Source organism: Gordonia sp. 852002-51296_SCH5728562-b (genome assembly GCF_001665475.1).
GTDB lineage: Bacteria > Actinomycetota > Actinomycetes > Mycobacteriales > Mycobacteriaceae > Gordonia > Gordonia sputi.
Genome location: NZ_LZMI01000006.1, coordinates 1 through 15501, shown reverse-complemented (window position 1 = coordinate 15501; position 15501 = coordinate 1). Strand labels below are relative to the sequence as shown.

The following is a 15501-nucleotide window of genomic DNA, read 5'->3' as shown; positions in this document are numbered from 1 at the left end:
GTTGAGGCGCCCCACCTTCTCGCCCCCCCCACCCCCCAACCCCCCCCCCGCCCGTCCCCCGGCCCCTGCCCCCCCCCCACCCCCGGCCACCCCCCCCTTCGCCCCCCGCCCCCCCCCCCACCCCCCCAGCCCCCGGGGGGGCGCCCCCCGTATCCCCCCCCCCCCCCCCGCCGCGGCCGCGAAGGGGGCCGAGGCCTCAGTGCGTCGGCTTGGCCTGCGGGTCGGGCTTGATGTTGCGCGCGATGCGCGTACGGAGATCTCGCAGAACGTCTTTCGACGCTTCTGCCCACGGCATCAGGATCGGGAAGACGTGGAACATACCGCGACCCTCGTACCCGTACACGCCGACCCCGTTGGCCTCGAGTTTTCCGACGAAGTCGCGGATGCCGTCGCGGAACATCTCGTCCTCGCCCCAACAGACGAACGTCGGCGGGAACCAGTCGGGACTCGGGTTGGCGTAGACGATCGACACCCGGACGTCGTTGGGCTGCACGCCGTGCAGATACGGGGTGACAGGGATGCTCCAGGGCAGGATGTCGTACTTGGCGTTCTCGGTCACCGACGCATTGTCGAGGTCGAGGTCGATCTCCGGCGAGAACAGCGCGAGTGCCGCGGGCCGGGGCATGTCCTTGTTGTGCAGATAACTGATCAACGACGTCGCGAGGCCACCACCGCCAGAATCCCCTGCCACCATCAGATGGTCGGCGCCGAGCCCCCTGTCCAGGAGACCCTGATACACGTCGGCGGCGTCGAGAACCCCTGCCGGGAACGGGAATTCGGGGGCCATCCGGTAATCCGGGATGAAGATCTCGAAACCGGTGATCCGCACCAGCGCGGCGGCGAATGCGGAGTACATGATCGGCGTCGTGCCGATGTATCCACCGCCGTGCAGATAGAGGACCGTTGCGCCGATGGATTCTTTGGCGTCGTCGTCATCGACGTAGGCGTCGGTGCTGGCCTTGGCTCGGCACCAGATCCCCGCCACGCCGTTGATCTCGTCTTCGGTGATCTCGACCTTGCCCGCTAGTTCGATGACCGGCGGCAGAACGACGTTGCAGATGTCGTCGAGCGCTTTCTCCATCGAGCGGAACTCCTCGATGGGCAGTCCCATCGAGTACCCCATGAACGCGCGGATGGTGTTTCTGGTGACGGACTGGCCGACGTTGTCGAGCAGTCCGGCAGGCCCCTTCCACGGTTTCGAGAAGGGCACCCGCGCGAGACCGTTCAGCAGACTCTCGCCGAGGCCGACCATCGTCAGCGCCGCGACCGGCTTGGACGCGGTCTCTACCTCGGGTCGATCAGCCATAACCATGCGGTCAGAATACGTGACGGGTCACGTCGATCGGCCTCGATGAACGCCCAGTCGGCAGTCTCGAGGGCCCAGTCGGCACGATATGGCGCACAGTCGGCCGTCTCGAGCGCCCAGTTGGCCGTCTCGAGCGCCCATTCGGCAGTCAGAACAGCACGGTCGACGCGGGGCGCTCGGGTGGCAGGCGACCAAGTATCCTGGCAGGCACTATGCCCACTGATCTGACCAGCACCGACACGCGTACACCACACGGCGCCGGGCGTCCGTACTACATCACGACGGCCATCGCCTATCCCAACGGCGCACCGCACATCGGGCACGCCTACGAGTACATCTCGGCCGACGCGCTCGCGCGGTTCAAGCGTCTCGACGGATTCGACGTCCGATTCCTCACCGGAACCGACGTGCACGGGCAGAAGATGCAGCAGACCGCGGAGAAGGAAGGCATCCCGACCGCGGAGCTCGCCAAGCGCAACTCCGACCGCTTCCAGGCTCTCCAGGACCGCCTCGGCTCCAGCTACGAGCGCTTCATCCGCACCTCCGACGACGACCACAAACGGGCGTCGGAAGTCATCTGGACGCGCATGGCCGACGCGGGCGACATCTACCTCGACACCTATTCGGGCTGGTACGACGTCCGCGACGAGACCTTCTACGCCGAGGCCGACACCACGGTCAACGACTCGGGCGAACGCGTGGCCTCCGACAACGGGCACGTGCTGACCTGGACCGAGGAGCAGACCTACTTCTTCCGGCTCTCCGCGTATCAGGACCGGCTGCTCGAACTGTACGAATCGCACCCGGAGTTCATCGGACCGGACGTCCGACGCAACGAGGTGGTCAGCTTCGTCAAGGGCGGCCTGACCGACCTGTCGGTCTCGCGGACCACGTTCGACTGGGGTGTCCCGGTGCCCGGGCATGCCGATCACGTCATGTACGTGTGGGTCGACGCGCTCACCAACTACCTCACCGGCGTCGGCTTCCCCGACGACGCCGCCACGTTCGAGCGGTACTGGCCGGCGGATCTGCACGTCATCGGTAAAGACATCATCCGTTTCCACTGCGTCTATTGGCCGGCGTTTCTGATGAGCGCAGGAATCGAACTGCCCAAGCGGGTCTTCGCGCACGGCTTCCTGTTCAACAAGGGCGAGAAGATGAGCAAGTCGATCGGCAACGTCGTCGATCCGGAAAGCCTCCTCGACGAGTTCGGTCTCGATCAGCTGCGCTACTTCCTGCTGCGCGAGGTGCCCTACGGCCAAGACGGCTCGTACTCTGCCGAGAGCATGACCGCGCGCGTCAACGCCGACCTCGCCAACGAGTTCGGCAATCTCGCGCAGCGCACGCTGTCGATGATCGGCAAGTACTTCGACGGCACGGTTCCGACCCCCGGCACCTACACCGAGGCTGACACCGAGATCCTCGACGCCACAACCGAACTGCTGCCGCGCGTGCGCGACCACTTCGACGTGCAGGCGATCCATCTGGGACTCGAGGCACTGTGGTCGGTGCTCGCGCAGACCAATCGGTACATCTCGGCACAGGAGCCGTGGAAGCTCGCGAAGACCGACCTCGACCGGACGGGCACCGTGCTCTACGTGTGCGCCGAGGTGGTCCGTGTCGTCGCACTGCTGGCACAACCGGTCATGCCGACGTCGTGCAACGCACTGCTCGATCTGCTGGCCGTCGGCGACGAGCGCGACTTCACAACCGTCGACGATCGCCTCGCGCCCGGAACCCAATTGCCCAAGCCCACAGTGATTTTCCCGCGCCGCGACGCGTGAGCAACTGTGCGGTGACGTGGTGACCCCGACCGCGACGGACCTGCTGCGTTCGCTGCAGCTCGCCGCCGCGCGTCGCGGATCACCGCCTCCCGCAGCCCTTGTGGGCGACTGGTGGGACGCCGACGCGGTCATCGTACCCTCGATCGAGGTGCGCCCGGGCCATGCACCGCCCGATCGTCCGGACCGATTCTGGTTGGGATACTTGGGTTTTCCCGTGCGCGGCGTCGAATCAGCCTTGCCGACGATCGCTGGTGGCGAGACCGATCATCTCCTGGTGCTCAAAGACGGACGCTCGCAGTTCGTCAGTGCCTCCGGCGCGGCTGCACCGGACTGGGTGCGCGAGGTATTGGCCGCTGCCGCAACGGAAGTCGACGACGGGACGCAACTGTGGTCGACGCGGTGGACACCGCCCGATCCCCGACCACACGTCGCCGCGATTGAGCAGTGCCTGAACGCCATCGGCGCGGGTGAGATCTACCAGGCGTGCCTGTGTACCCGCTTCACCGGAACGCTCACCGGATCGGCGTGCGGCTTCTTCGCCGATCTCGCCGAGCGCACACGACCCGCGAAATCTGCTTTCCTACAGGGCGATTGGGGTTCGGTGGCGAGCTTCTCCCCCGAAACCTTCCTGTCCCGACGCGGCGAACGCGTGTGGTCGGCGCCCATCAAGGGCACGATCGCCGCGGGCGACGACCCCACGTTGCTCGCGGCGTCGTCGAAGGACATCGCCGAGAACATCATGATCGTCGACCTCGTACGCAACGACCTGGGTCGGGTGGCACGCACCGGCTCGGTGCGCGTCGAGAGGCTACTCGAGATCGTCGGCGCGCCGGGTGTGTGGCACCTCGTCTCGCGGGTCGGGGCCAAACTACCTCCGGAGATCGGCAACGTGGCCTTACTCGACGCGACATTCCCTCCCGCGTCGGTCACCGGAACACCCAAACTCAGGGCAATGCAACTGCTGGCCGATTGGGAGCACGACCCACGCGGGGTGTACTGCGGAGCCGTCGGATTGGCAGGCCCCGGAGGGTTACTCGACCTCAACGTCGCGATTCGGACCGTCGAGATCACACCCGACGGCTCGATGGCACTGGGCGTGGGTGGCGGAATCACCGCGGATTCGGACCCGCGTCGCGAATGGCAGGAATGCCTCGACAAAGCGGCAAGTGTGGTCAACGCGCGACCGAGCGTGCTCGGCTAACGTAGTCGGCATGAATCGGGCCGCGAGCGTGCAGCAGGCAGCCGAGATGACGTCCGACCTCGCCGATATCCGAGCGTCCATCATCGATGAATCAACCGGCGCGACACCCACTCCGCACTACTATCCGGACGACTACGCGCCGCCGACACCCGTTCTCGAGTCGTGGCTGCGGGCACGTACGCGAGGGCACAGCCGCGACACCCACCAACCCGAACTGGTCAGCGACGACGAACTCGATCGTCGGCGTGAACAGAGTTCGCTACGCCACTCGGCAACTGCCGCACAGGCGATCGTCGAATCAAGCATCGACGACGCCGATCTCGTATATGGGATGTTCGACGCCGACGGCGTGATGCTCTGGGGACAAGCCGATTCCCGACTCCGCGACCACGCGTACGCGTTGCACATCCGGGAGGGTGCGCGCTGGGATGAAGAATCGGCCGCGACGACGGTGGTGGGACAGGTACTCGCCGACCCGCGACCGCAGCGCGTCTACCCGGCCGAGCACTATGCGCATGCGCTGGGCGAGTGGTACTGCGCGGGGGCGCCTGTGCACGATCGGGTCACCGGCGAGGTCGCCGGGGTGATCGCCTTCGCCGGGCAGATGAATGCCGTCCAGCCCGCGACGCTCATGCTCGCCGCGTCGGTCGCCGAGTTCTGCGCACGCGACGTCTCCGACGAGCACCAGCGCAGATTGAGCCGACTGCGTGAGACCGGCCGAACCACGTTGTCCGCCTTCAAGACCGCGCTCCTCGTCGACGACGACGGCCTCGTCGCCGACAGCCGCGGAGTGATCGCCCCGACCCGGATAGCCCCACCGGGCGACGGTGAGATGCGCTTCGTGGCCGGGCTGGGCGTGTGCATCGCGGAGCGCGTCGACGGCGGCTGGGTGGTACGTCCGTCAGGGCCGGCCGGTCCGATCCTCATCGAGCTCGATCTCCGTGGCGAACCGTCGATTCACGTCACCGACGGCCCCGACCACATCACCATTGTCGTCACGCGGCGTCACGCGCAGATCCTGCTACTGCTCTCCGACGCCGGGCGCGCGGGACTCACCTCGGCGCAGTTGAGCAAGTTTCTGTTCGGCGACACGACCCACGAGGTGTCTGTCCGGTCCGAGATGTCGCGCCTGCGCCGCGTCGTCGGCGCCCTGGTGTCGAGTCGGCCGTACCGACTTGCCACCGACGTGACGCTGACCGTCGTCCCCGACTGAGTGTGCCGTCGGCGGGTATCCGCAGCTTGGATCGTCAGTCCGCTTCCGACCGCGCAGCCAGTACCGCCTCGTAGATGTCGCGCCGCGATACGCCCGTACCTTCGGTGACCTGCGCGCAGGCCTCCTTGAGTCGTAAACCTCCCGCGACGAGCCGTTCGGCCTGCTCGACGAGGTCGTCGACGGCGGGTACCCGATGTTCCCCCGGTGCCACGACGACGGTGATCTCGCCGCGGACACCCTCGGCGGCCCACTGCGCGAGGTCGGCGAGCGGGCCCCGGCGGATCTCCTCGTAGGTCTTCGTCAGTTCCCGACACACGGCCGCCTCACGATCGGGTCCGAGTACGTCGACGGCGTCCGCGAGGGTATCGGCCAGGCGGTGCGGCGAATCGAAGAAGACCACGGTGCGCGGTTCGTCTACGAGTTGGGTCAGCCAGTCGAGCCGTGCCTGGTGCTTGCGTGGCGCGAACCCCTCGAAGCAGAAGCGATCCGACGGCAGGCCCGATACCGCCAGCGCGGTGGTCACGGCCGACGGTCCGGGCAGCGCCGTCACCCGCAGACCTGCTGCCGCACATGCTGCGACGATCTTGTGGCCGGGATCGCTGACCGACGGCATGCCCGCATCGGTGACCAACAGCACCGTGCTTCCGGCGCGGATCGCATCGAGGAGTGCCGGGGTGCGCGCGGCCTCCACCTGGTCGTAGTAGCTGACGATGTTCCCGGTGATGGTGACGTCGAGCGCCTGGGCCAGCGCCTTGGTGCGGCGAGTGTCCTCGGCGGCCACGATGTCGGCGGTCGCGAGGGCGTGCCGTAGCCGCGACGACGCGTCGTCGACCTGGCCCATCGGCGTCGCAGCCAGCACGAGTCGGCCGTTGCCCTTGTCGGTATCTGACACGTCCGGAGCGGGATTCATGCGAATCACTGTACGAGCGGCCCATTACGATGGGCCGGGTGACCATCGTCGACGGACCCATCGCTGCGCCCGCCGCCGATCCGACACCCGACCGTGGACGCCTGCTCAAAGTGGCTGCCCTGCGTTCGACGCGGGTGCGGCCCGACCCCGAAATAGAGGTGCCGCTCTTCGGCGCACCCGACCGCATGCGGGGCCTGATCGTCGGTCTGATCATCACCCTGGTGGCCATTGCCACCCGCTTCTGGGGGCTTAATCAGCCGACAGACCAGGCCACACCGGTCTTCGACGAGAAGCATTACGTTCCGCAGGGCTGGCAGGTGCTGACCGGCGGCAACTGGATCGAGGACAATCCGGCCTATGGGCTGGTGGTGCACCCGCCGGTCGGCAAATGGTTGTTGGCCGTCGGCGAGTGGATGTTCGGCTACAGTCCGCTCGGTTGGCGGGTCATGTCCGCGGTCGCGGGCGTCGCGATCGTGGTGATGATCTACCGGGTCGTGCGTCGAATGGCACGGTCGACGCTCGTCGGGTCGATCGCCGCGGTGTTCGCGATCTGCGACGGCGTCCTGTTCGTGCAGTCACGCATGGGCATGCTCGACATCTTCCAGTGCCTGTTCGTCGTCGCCGCGTTCACCGCGGTCATCTGCGACCGCGACCAGGTACGCGAGCGAATGTTCAACGCCTACCTCGACGGCCGCATCAACGACTCCCAGTTCGGACCCCGCCTCGGTTTCCGGTGGTACCGCTTCACCGCAGGTGTGATGCTCGGCCTGACGTGTGCGACGAAGTGGTCGGGCATCTACTACATCGTCTTCTTCGGCCTGCTGGTGATCGGATTCGACGTCGCCGCGCGCAAGGCCTATCACGTTCGACGTCCCTGGGCCGGCGCTCTTGTCCGCGACGCCGTGCCCGGTGTCGCGAGCCTCGTCGCGATGCCGATCGCCATCTACTTCGCGAGCTTCGTGCCGTGGTTCACCAGCGAGACGTCGGTGTACCGCTACCAGGTCGGCAACACGATCGGGACCGACGGCCCGTTCGCGTGGGTTCCCGGCGCGTGGCGATCACTCTTGTACTACGAGGCGGGGGTGCTCAAGTTCCACGCGGGGCTGACGAACTCCGCAGGCAACCACCACCCGTGGGAGTCCAAGCCATGGACCTGGCCGATGAGCCTGCGCCCCATGCTGTACGCGCTCGAGAATGGGCCCGATCAGTGTGGCGGCGGCCAGTGCGTCCGGGCCCAGATGCTGATCGGGTCGCCGGCGATGTGGTGGCTCGCGCTTCCGATGCTGCTCTGGGGGTTGTGGGCCTTTCTCATCCGACGCGACTGGCGATACGCCGCAGTGATCGTCGGATACGCAGCGGGATTTCTGCCGTGGTTTGCCGAACTCGACCGCCAGATGTACTTCTTCTACGCGACGGTCCTCGCGCCGTTCCTAGTGATGGGCCTGGCACTGTGTTGCGGCGACATACTGCGAACGACCAGATCGTCGCCATGCAGACCCCGGCCGGAACGGCAGGCACTCGGCATCATCGTCGTCGCGATCTACATCGGGCTGGTGGTGGCGAACTTCGCCTGGCTGTGGCCGATCCTGACCGCGAGCCCCATCTCGCCGGAACAGTGGCACCAACAGCTCTGGCTGCCGAGCTGGGGCTGAGCCTTCGGGGCGGGGTGGTTTCGACAAGCTCAACCAGCGGCGGGTCGCTCAACCAGCGGTGGGTGGTTTCGACAGGCTCAACCAGCGGCGGGTGGTTTCGACAAGCTCAACCAGCGGCCGTGTGGTTTCGACAGGCTCAACCAGCGAGACGTAGCTCAACCAGCGGGGATCGTGCTCAACCAGCAGGACGTTGCTCAGCGGGCGGGCTGCGCATCGCCGCCGACGGCCCGCGTGACCAGTTCGACGATCGTGGCGTCGTCCACTCCCATCGCGCGCAGCGCTTCGACGTGCTCGACGGTGGCGCGCTGCGCGTCGTCGAGCGTCGTGTTCGATCCGGCTTTGATGAACGATCCGCGCCTGCCCCTGGTCTCGATGATCCCGGCGGCCTCGAGTTCGCGATAGCTTTTCGCGACCGTGTTCGGGGCGAGGTCGAGGTCGGCGGCCAGTGCACGCACCGTCGGAAGTCGTTCTCCGACAAGCAGTTCTCCGCGTGTGACGAGGTCGATGACACCGAGGCGGAGTTGCTCGAAGGGTGCGCGATCGGAGTCGGCGTCGATGGCGAGTTGTGCGGCGAGATCCATCGTCGACCTCAGAGCGGATCTCTCGACAGCGGGCACGACATGCACCGTGGACCGCCGCGGCCCGAGCCGAGCTCGCGGCCCTCGATCTCGATCACCTCGATACCCGAGTCGACGAGTCTGCGGTTGGTCTCGACGTTGCGGTTGTAGGAGACCACGACGCCCGGTTCGACGGCGAGGGTGTTGTTGCCGTCGTCCCACTGCTCGCGCTCGGCGGTGACCGGGTCGAGGCCGGTGTCGATGACGCGGAGTTTGCCGATGCCCATCGCGTCCGCTGCAGCCTCCACGAAAGGTCGCGGCCCGCTCACGTCGACGTCGCCGTCGCCGAGGTCGCGCAACGTGAATGCCGACATGGTGTCGCGGATGTTCGGGTACATCACGACGGCATCGGCGTCGACCATGGTGCAGACCGTGTCGAGGTGCATGAAGGCGCGCTGTTGCTCGATCGGAACCGCCAGCGCGGTGTGGGCCAGTCCGTCGGCGAACAGGCTGCGCGCCAAGGCTTCTGCGCCTGCGGGAGTGGTGCGCTCACCGACTCCGACGGCGACGACTCCCGGTGCCAGCAGCAGCACGTCGCCTCCCTCGACGGGTGCAACCTGTGATTCGTACGCGCGTCGCGCACCCGTGAACAGCGGATGGTGCGCGTAGATCAGATCGGTCAGTGAGGTCTCTCGCACGCGGGCGGGCAGCGCGAGCGAGGTGATCGCGAAGCGAGGACCGATCCAGAAAGAACTGTCGCGGGTGAACAGCAGATTGGGCAGCGGCGCTATGGCGAACTCCGGCCCGACGTGCATCCGACGCACCAGTGACGCCGACTCCGCGGCCGGGGTCAACGGCAATTCGTCGAAGGTCATCCCAGCGGTCAACACGTCGGCGAGTTCCGGCGCGGACAGCCCGCGCAGATACCCGGCGAGTTCTTCGGCGAGGTGCGGCCCGAGTAGTCGCGAGTTGACCGCCGCGGCGATGCCCTGGATTCGCGCGGCACCACTGTGGTCTAGCGTCTCGGTGAGCAGATCACCGAGGAGAAAGACGTCGACGCCGCGCGCGGAGAGTGCTTCCGCGAACTCGTCGTGCTCCTCTTGGGCGCGGGCGACCCAGGGCAAACCGTCGAACAGTAGTTGGTCGCTGTTGCGCGGGGTGAGGCGCAGCAGTTCGTCGCCGGGACGGTGCAGCATCACCGCGCGCAGTCGGCCGACCTCTGTGTTTGAGCCGAGTGTGTAGTCACTGCTGGCAGTCGACGCAGGCATGGGTCAAATCTAGTCGCCGATGGCCGTGCATGCTCGACGCCGAGCGTCAGGGTGCGTCGGGATCGGACTGCTGGGTCGGATGCAGTCGCGGGACGGCACCGACAGCCTCGGGGGCGGACTCGCGTGCGAACAGCCAGGCGACGAATGCCACGGCGGCCACCCCTCCCGTCAGCACGAATGCCGGGCCGAATCCGACGCTTCCCGCAACGAACCCGACGATCAGTGGTCCGGTGACCGCACCGAGGTCCGACGACATGCTGTACGCCGCAAGTGCCGAACCACCCTGGCGTCTGGCGCCGAGAACGTCGGCGAGCGCGGCCTGATGCGTCGGAGCGAACAACCCCGACCCGACTCCGGCGAACAGCGACAGCACCAGCGCAAAGACGATGTTCGGCGAAAACCCGAGCAGCGCCGTCGAGATCGCCATGATGGCGAGGCCGGGAAGCATCACCGGTCGGCGACCGACCCTGTCGGACATCCTGCCCGCGACCAGGATCGCGGCGACATTGCCGGCGGCGTAGACGGCGAGCACCACACCGGTCATGGCGGCCGACTCGTGGAGTCCCTCGGTGATGAACAGCGGCACCACCGCGACGCGCACGCCCATCGACGCCCAACCCTGAGTGAAGTTCGACGCGATGATCGCGCGGTAGGCGCTGTCGTGCAACGCGGTTCGCAGCGACATCGCCCCTCGTTGCGGAGTGTCGGAGACTTCTGGCGCCGCGGTGTCGCGCAGTTGTGTTGCGACGACTGCCGACGCGATCAACAGTGCGACGGCGTACACGACGAACGGCATGCGCAATCCGAATCCGACCAGCGCGCTGCCGATCAGCGGCCCGGTGATGTTGCCGATCAGAAAGCCCGCGGAGAAAAATCCTGAAACCTTGCCGCGGATCTCGTTGGGCGACAACCTGATCAGCAGGGCCATCGCCGACACCGTGAACATCGTCGAACCGATACCGCCGGCACCGCGGAACAGCAGAAGCTGAATGTAGTTCTGCGCGAACGCACATGCCAACGTGCTCGCCGCGACGATCAACAGACCTGTCAGATAGATCCGACGCTCGCCGAGGACCGTCACCAGGCGTCCGGTGGCAGGCGCGAAGACAAGTCGCATCACCGCGAACGCCGACACCACCGCTGAGACCGCGGTGTAGCCGACGTCGAAACTGCGCGCGAAAGTCGGGAGCGCGGGCGCGATCAGACCGAAGCCGAGAGCAATGACCACGTTGGCAGCCAGCAACACCCAGATCCCGCGAGGAATCTGCTTCACTTTAGATCACGGCTCCTCCGGAAGCTTGTCGAGCGCTTCGGCGGTCAGTGTGCGACCCAGCTCGATCATCTCCGTCGCCTTGTGGAAGTCCAACGTGCGCAAGGCTTTACGTGGCACTCGAATCAGAATGTCCGGCGGGTACCCCGCGATCTGGTAGCGCGTCAGCGCGATTGACATGATGTCGAGCGAGCGCAACAGGATCTCGATCCTGCCCATCGGAGCCGCTTTGGCGCCGTCGTCTACGTCGTTCGACGTAGAGAGCGGCTCGACGTCGTCGGATCCGTCCGACCCGGCGGGCGTGTCCTCCGCGGGTGCGTCGTGGCTAACGGAGTCGTCGGCCTCGACGCCGAACCGTTCGCGCACCGAGCGCACCCAGTCGTTCTCCAACAACGGGGTGATGTTGCGGCGGATCACGCCCTTGGTCTTGGGTGCTCGACTCGCGCCGTGTTCTGCACCGTCGTCGGCGTCGAGCACAACGCCGATCGTCACGTCGCTGCTGACCGCGGACGTCGGCGCGACGGGCAGTGGGTCGAGGATGCCGCCGTCTGCGAGCAGTCGGCCGTCGACCTCGTGGGGTCGGATCACTCCGGGAATCGCGATCGACGCCCGGATGGCGTCGACGAGACTGCCTTTCTGGAACCACACCGGCCGCCCGGCGGCGAGATCGGTGGCGACCGCGGTGAACGGGATGTCGAGGTCTTCGATCACGGTGTCGCCGAGGATCTCCCGGACCCGTGCCAGGATGCGCTCGGCGCCGATCATCCCGCCCGGTTTGGACAGCGAGACGTCGAGCAGTCGCATCACGTCGAGCTGGGACAACCCGCTGATCCAGTCGACGTAGTCGTCGAGGCGCCCGGCACAGTAGAGCCCGCCGACCAGCGCGCCCATCGACGATCCGGCGACGCTGACGATCTCGTACCCACGTGCGTCGAGTTCGGCGACGACGCCGATGTGTGCGTAGCCGCGAGCTCCCCCACTTCCCAGAGCGAGGGCCACGCGAGTCGATCGGGCCATGATGCTCAGCCTAACGATGACGTCCGACGCCGCACGCGTCAGTCGATAGGAAGCCGACGCGGCCCCGCACCCTGCCGGTTCAGCTCATCGCCGGGGTTGAGCAGGTTGCACGCACCCAGCGAGAGGCAACCGCATCCGACGCAGGAGCCGATCATGTCGCGCATGGTCTCGAGCAGCTCGATCCGGTGATTGATGTCGGCGATCCAGCGCTGCGACGCCGCCTCCCACATTGCGCGCGACGGCGACTCGTGATCGCCGAGCTCGGTGAACACCTCCCCGATCACCGCGAGGGGTATCCCCGCCGCCTGGGAAGCGCGGATGAACGCGACCCGGCGCAGCATCGCGCGGTGGTATCGCCGCTGGTTGCCCGGCGTACGCCGCGAGAAGATCAGCCCCTGGTCCTCGTAGAACCGCACGGCCGACGGCGCGATGCCCGCGCGCTGCGCCAACTCACCGACGGACAGTTCGATCTTCTTCAGGCCCATACGACGAGGATAGGCGACTTCAAGTTGACTTGAAGTCGCCTATGCCCGCTGATCGAGATGCCAACCGCTGATCGAACGCGTCCACCGCTGATCGAGCTTGTCGAGATCACACCCAAGCGCCCCGGCCCGCCGGGCGGCCGCCGGGCCCAAATGTGTGTCGTATTGAAAGATGTGGCTGCTGCAGCACACACATCCTTCGATTGGACACACATTTAGGTGCGGCCCCGCACCGCCCACCCGCTGATCGAGCTTGCCCCACCGCTGATCGAGCTTGCCCCACCGCTGATCGAGCGCCCCCCGCGGATCGAACGCCATCACCGCGGATCGAACGCCACCACCGCTGATCGAGCTTGTCGAGATCACTTCCAAGCGCCCCGGCCCGCCGGGCGGCCGCCGGGCCTAAATGTGTGTCGTATTGAAGGATGTGGCTGCTGCAGCACACACATCCTTCGATTGGACACACATTTAGGTGCGGCTCGCTGCCACCGCTGGTCGGGTGATCTCGACAAGCTCGATCAGCGGTTGGCGAGCAAGCCCGATCAGCGGTTGGCGATCAGCGGTTCGCGAGCAAGCCCGATCAGCGGTTGGCGAGCAGCGGTTGGCGATCAGCGGTGGGCGAGCAGGGCCCGATCAGCGACGGCCGACGACCGTCAGCTCCGCACGACCATCACGGGAGCGTTGGCCTCGCGCAGCACCTTCTGGCTCGTCGACCCCAGGAGCAGGCCGGTGAAGCCACCGCGACCGCGGCTGCCGACCACGATGAGCGACGCCTTGTCGCCTGCGGCGTCGAGCACGGCCTTGGCCGGGTCCTCGGGAATCACCTTGCGCTCGATCGTGACGTCGGGGAAGTCCGACGCAAAGCCCGCCAGCCGCTCTGCGAGCGCCTCGACGGCGTCCTGCGACATACGAGTGACCTCGTCGGGATCGATTCCGTAGCCGTGCAAGGCGTCGACGTCGAGTGGGGTCCAGGTGTGCACCGCGACGAGCGGCACGTTACGCAACGACGCCTGGCGGAACGCCTCCTTGATGGCGGCCACGCTCACCGGCGAGTCGTCGATGCCGACGACGACGGGTCCGTCGGCGTTGCCCTCGCCGTCGATCACGACGACGCGTCCGTGGTGGTGCGCAGCAACTGTGATGCTCACGGAGCCGAGGAAGAGTCCCTTGACGCTGCCGAGCTTGCGTGTTCCGACGACGATGAGTGCGGCGTCCTTGCCGAGTTCGAGCAGGACTCGGGCTGCGTCACCGTCGACGATCGACGTGTGGATGGTGATGTCTGGAGCAACTTCCTTCGCTGCGGCGGCAGCACTCTGGACGGCGTCGGTGGCGTCCTGCCGAATCGCATCGATCACGTCCTGCGGGATGATGAGTCCCGGGGCGTAGTCGCTCGTGCTCGCGTCGTAGACCCCGACCAGCTTCAGGTCGAGGTGCTCGAGTTCTGCTTCCTTCGCCGCCCAACGGACTGCTGCCGTTGCCGCTTCAGAACCGTCGACGCCGACGAGAATCGCGTTCATCTGTTCTCCAACTCCTCACAACTGTCTGCTCAGTAACCCTCACCATCCATCGTGCCCGCCGACGGTTGCGAGGGCAATGGAAGAAAGTCCTGAAGGTGTCAGCAGAGCCTTCGGCGGTGATCGGCGGATGTACGGTGGATGAACCGCCGCCCATATCCGGAACAAACGGCACCTTCACCCGAACTGATTGGTGGTGACCCAAAATGACTGGGCCGCAAGACAATTTGCCCAGCGATCGAGATGGTCGGAACGAGGGCGAATCCACCGGCAGCCCATCACCGTCCGAGCCGAGTGAGTTCCGTCGCGCAATGACGTCAGTGGTGATCACGGTGCTTTTCACGGTCGCCATCGTGTTAGTCGCGGCCGCGTCGTCGGACGGCCTGCAAACGCTGTTGCTCGTCGTCGCCCCGATTGTCGTACTGATCGCAGCACTGTCGACAGCGGTACGCACGTACCGGGTCTGGCGCGCCGCCGGCCGCTGGCAGATCTGGCAGGGCGCAATGTGGTTCGAGTTCGCCTTCTTCGTCATCGTGCTGTTCGGCACGGCGCCGCTACTGCTGGCGGATTGATACTCGACACCAGGCGGCAGGACCCCTACCCCGCCACCGGGGCGTGGCGGCGGGCAGGCTGGTTGCGGCACAACCGGATTCGACGGTCCACCCGGATCGTGGGCTAGCGCGCGGGTCGGGTTGGCGCGCGGGTCGGCTGACGCGGTGGTCAGGTGACACAGCGGTCAGGCGGCGTCGGCCAAAGGCGGGTCGACGTCTCCGGGCGGATCGACGCCGCTGAGCCGGTTGGGGCCGCCGAGGCGGTCGAGGCCTGGTGGAGCCGGACCTGTTGGCGCGTCTGGGCCTGTGGGTGGCTCGGGGTCGGGTGGATCAGCGAGGTTCCATTGGATGTCGACGCGCGAGCTCAGGCGCAGGGTGTCGCCGGTGGGCATCGCGTCCGCCAGTGCGAGCTCGACGCCGGTGACCGTGTGGCGTGTCGTCTGCCGGCTCGCAGGTGGCGGTTCTTGTATCGAGGGTGGCGATGCCATCCAGGCGCCGACTGCGTCCGCGACGATCTCGGCATCGGCTGTACCTGGAGGCCGCGCGCCGATCTCGGTGTCGGCTGTGTCCGAGGCGAATTCGGCCCCAGCCGCTTCGGCGACAAACCCTGTACCCGCTGCGTCCGGGACGTTCTCGGCCGCAGCTATGTCTGCGATCGCGTCACCGGCGGCGCGTGCTGCGGCGGCGGCTTCGGTGCTGGTGTGTTCGGCGGTGAGGTAGTCGTGGAAGTCGGCTTTGACGTCAGCGACGCGGTTGATGCGTTCGGGATTCTCGGG

General features: G+C 66.8%; 13 protein-coding genes and 1 pseudogene. 5 read left to right on the top strand and 9 right to left on the bottom strand.

The window, feature by feature from the left end; translation table 11 throughout:
* Nucleotides 1-196 precede the first annotated feature (196 nt).
* On the bottom strand, nt 197-1312 hold the full coding sequence (locus tag A5766_RS00905) for an alpha/beta hydrolase (RefSeq protein WP_005207166.1): 1116 nt from the start codon (nt 1310-1312) through the stop codon (nt 197-199).
* A gap of 206 nt (nt 1313-1518) precedes the next feature.
* Between A5766_RS00905 and metG the strand changes: the two genes are divergently transcribed.
* Genes metG through A5766_RS00890 form a run of 3 tightly spaced genes read left to right on the top strand, consistent with a single transcriptional unit; the run spans nt 1519 to nt 5504 of the window.
* Nucleotides 1519-3090, top strand: coding sequence for a methionine--tRNA ligase (metG, locus tag A5766_RS00900; RefSeq protein WP_005207165.1), 1572 nt, complete (start codon nt 1519-1521; stop codon nt 3088-3090).
* 19 nt (nt 3091-3109) lie between these two features.
* A complete protein-coding gene (locus A5766_RS00895; protein ID WP_039856165.1) occupies nt 3110-4291 on the top strand; it encodes an aminodeoxychorismate synthase component I in 1182 nt (393 codons plus the stop codon).
* Between the two features lie 10 nt (nt 4292-4301).
* Nucleotides 4302-5504, top strand: coding sequence for a GAF domain-containing protein (locus A5766_RS00890; protein ID WP_064903095.1), 1203 nt, complete (start codon nt 4302-4304; stop codon nt 5502-5504).
* A gap of 34 nt (nt 5505-5538) precedes the next feature.
* Here the strand turns inward: A5766_RS00890 and rsmI are convergent, their stop codons facing one another.
* Nucleotides 5539-6414 (bottom strand): 16S rRNA (cytidine(1402)-2'-O)-methyltransferase, encoded by an 876-nt coding sequence (gene rsmI, locus A5766_RS00885; RefSeq protein WP_064903093.1) that lies wholly within the window; start codon nt 6412-6414, stop codon nt 5539-5541.
* Nucleotides 6415-6443: 29 nt separating this feature from the next.
* Between rsmI and A5766_RS00880 the strand changes: the two genes are divergently transcribed.
* Nucleotides 6444-8066, top strand: a complete 1623-nt coding sequence (locus A5766_RS00880) for a dolichyl-phosphate-mannose--protein mannosyltransferase (RefSeq protein ID WP_082965409.1) — start codon at nt 6444-6446, stop codon at nt 8064-8066.
* Nucleotides 8067-8260: 194 nt separating this feature from the next.
* Here the strand turns inward: A5766_RS00880 and A5766_RS00875 are convergent, their stop codons facing one another.
* The 6 genes from A5766_RS00875 to A5766_RS00845 all read right to left on the bottom strand — a co-directional run bounded on the left by A5766_RS00875 (nt 8261) and on the right by A5766_RS00845 (nt 14177).
* Nucleotides 8261-8647, bottom strand: a complete 387-nt coding sequence (locus tag A5766_RS00875) for a GntR family transcriptional regulator (RefSeq protein ID WP_005207160.1) — start codon at nt 8645-8647, stop codon at nt 8261-8263.
* A gap of 8 nt (nt 8648-8655) precedes the next feature.
* Nucleotides 8656-9891 carry an arginine deiminase gene (locus tag A5766_RS00870; RefSeq protein ID WP_064861666.1) on the bottom strand — a complete coding sequence of 412 codons (1236 nt, stop codon included), beginning with the start codon at nt 9889-9891 and terminating at the stop codon, nt 8656-8658.
* Between the two features lie 46 nt (nt 9892-9937).
* Nucleotides 9938-11164 carry an MFS transporter gene (locus A5766_RS00865; RefSeq protein WP_064903091.1) on the bottom strand — a complete coding sequence of 409 codons (1227 nt, stop codon included), beginning with the start codon at nt 11162-11164 and terminating at the stop codon, nt 9938-9940.
* A 6-nt stretch (nt 11165-11170) separates the two neighbouring features.
* The gene (locus tag A5766_RS00860) at nt 11171-12178 is read right to left on the bottom strand and encodes a patatin-like phospholipase family protein (protein ID WP_064903089.1); all 1008 of its coding nucleotides are present in this window, start codon (nt 12176-12178) and stop codon (nt 11171-11173) included.
* A gap of 38 nt (nt 12179-12216) precedes the next feature.
* Complete coding sequence (soxR, locus tag A5766_RS00855) at nt 12217-12663, bottom strand: redox-sensitive transcriptional activator SoxR (protein ID WP_005207156.1); 447 nt, start codon at nt 12661-12663, stop codon at nt 12217-12219.
* Between the two features lie 650 nt (nt 12664-13313).
* Nucleotides 13314-14177, bottom strand: a complete 864-nt coding sequence (locus A5766_RS00845; RefSeq protein ID WP_064903084.1) for a universal stress protein — start codon at nt 14175-14177, stop codon at nt 13314-13316.
* Nucleotides 14178-14485: 308 nt separating this feature from the next.
* Here A5766_RS00845 and A5766_RS00840 point away from each other — a divergent pair, with 308 nt between their 5' ends.
* Nucleotides 14486-14746, top strand: coding sequence for a hypothetical protein (locus tag A5766_RS00840; RefSeq protein ID WP_210734464.1), 261 nt, complete (start codon nt 14486-14488; stop codon nt 14744-14746).
* Between the two features lie 164 nt (nt 14747-14910).
* Here A5766_RS00840 and A5766_RS24575 read toward each other — a convergent pair.
* Nucleotides 14911-15501 (bottom strand): annotated as a pseudogene (locus tag A5766_RS24575) (HNH endonuclease); the annotation flags it as partial.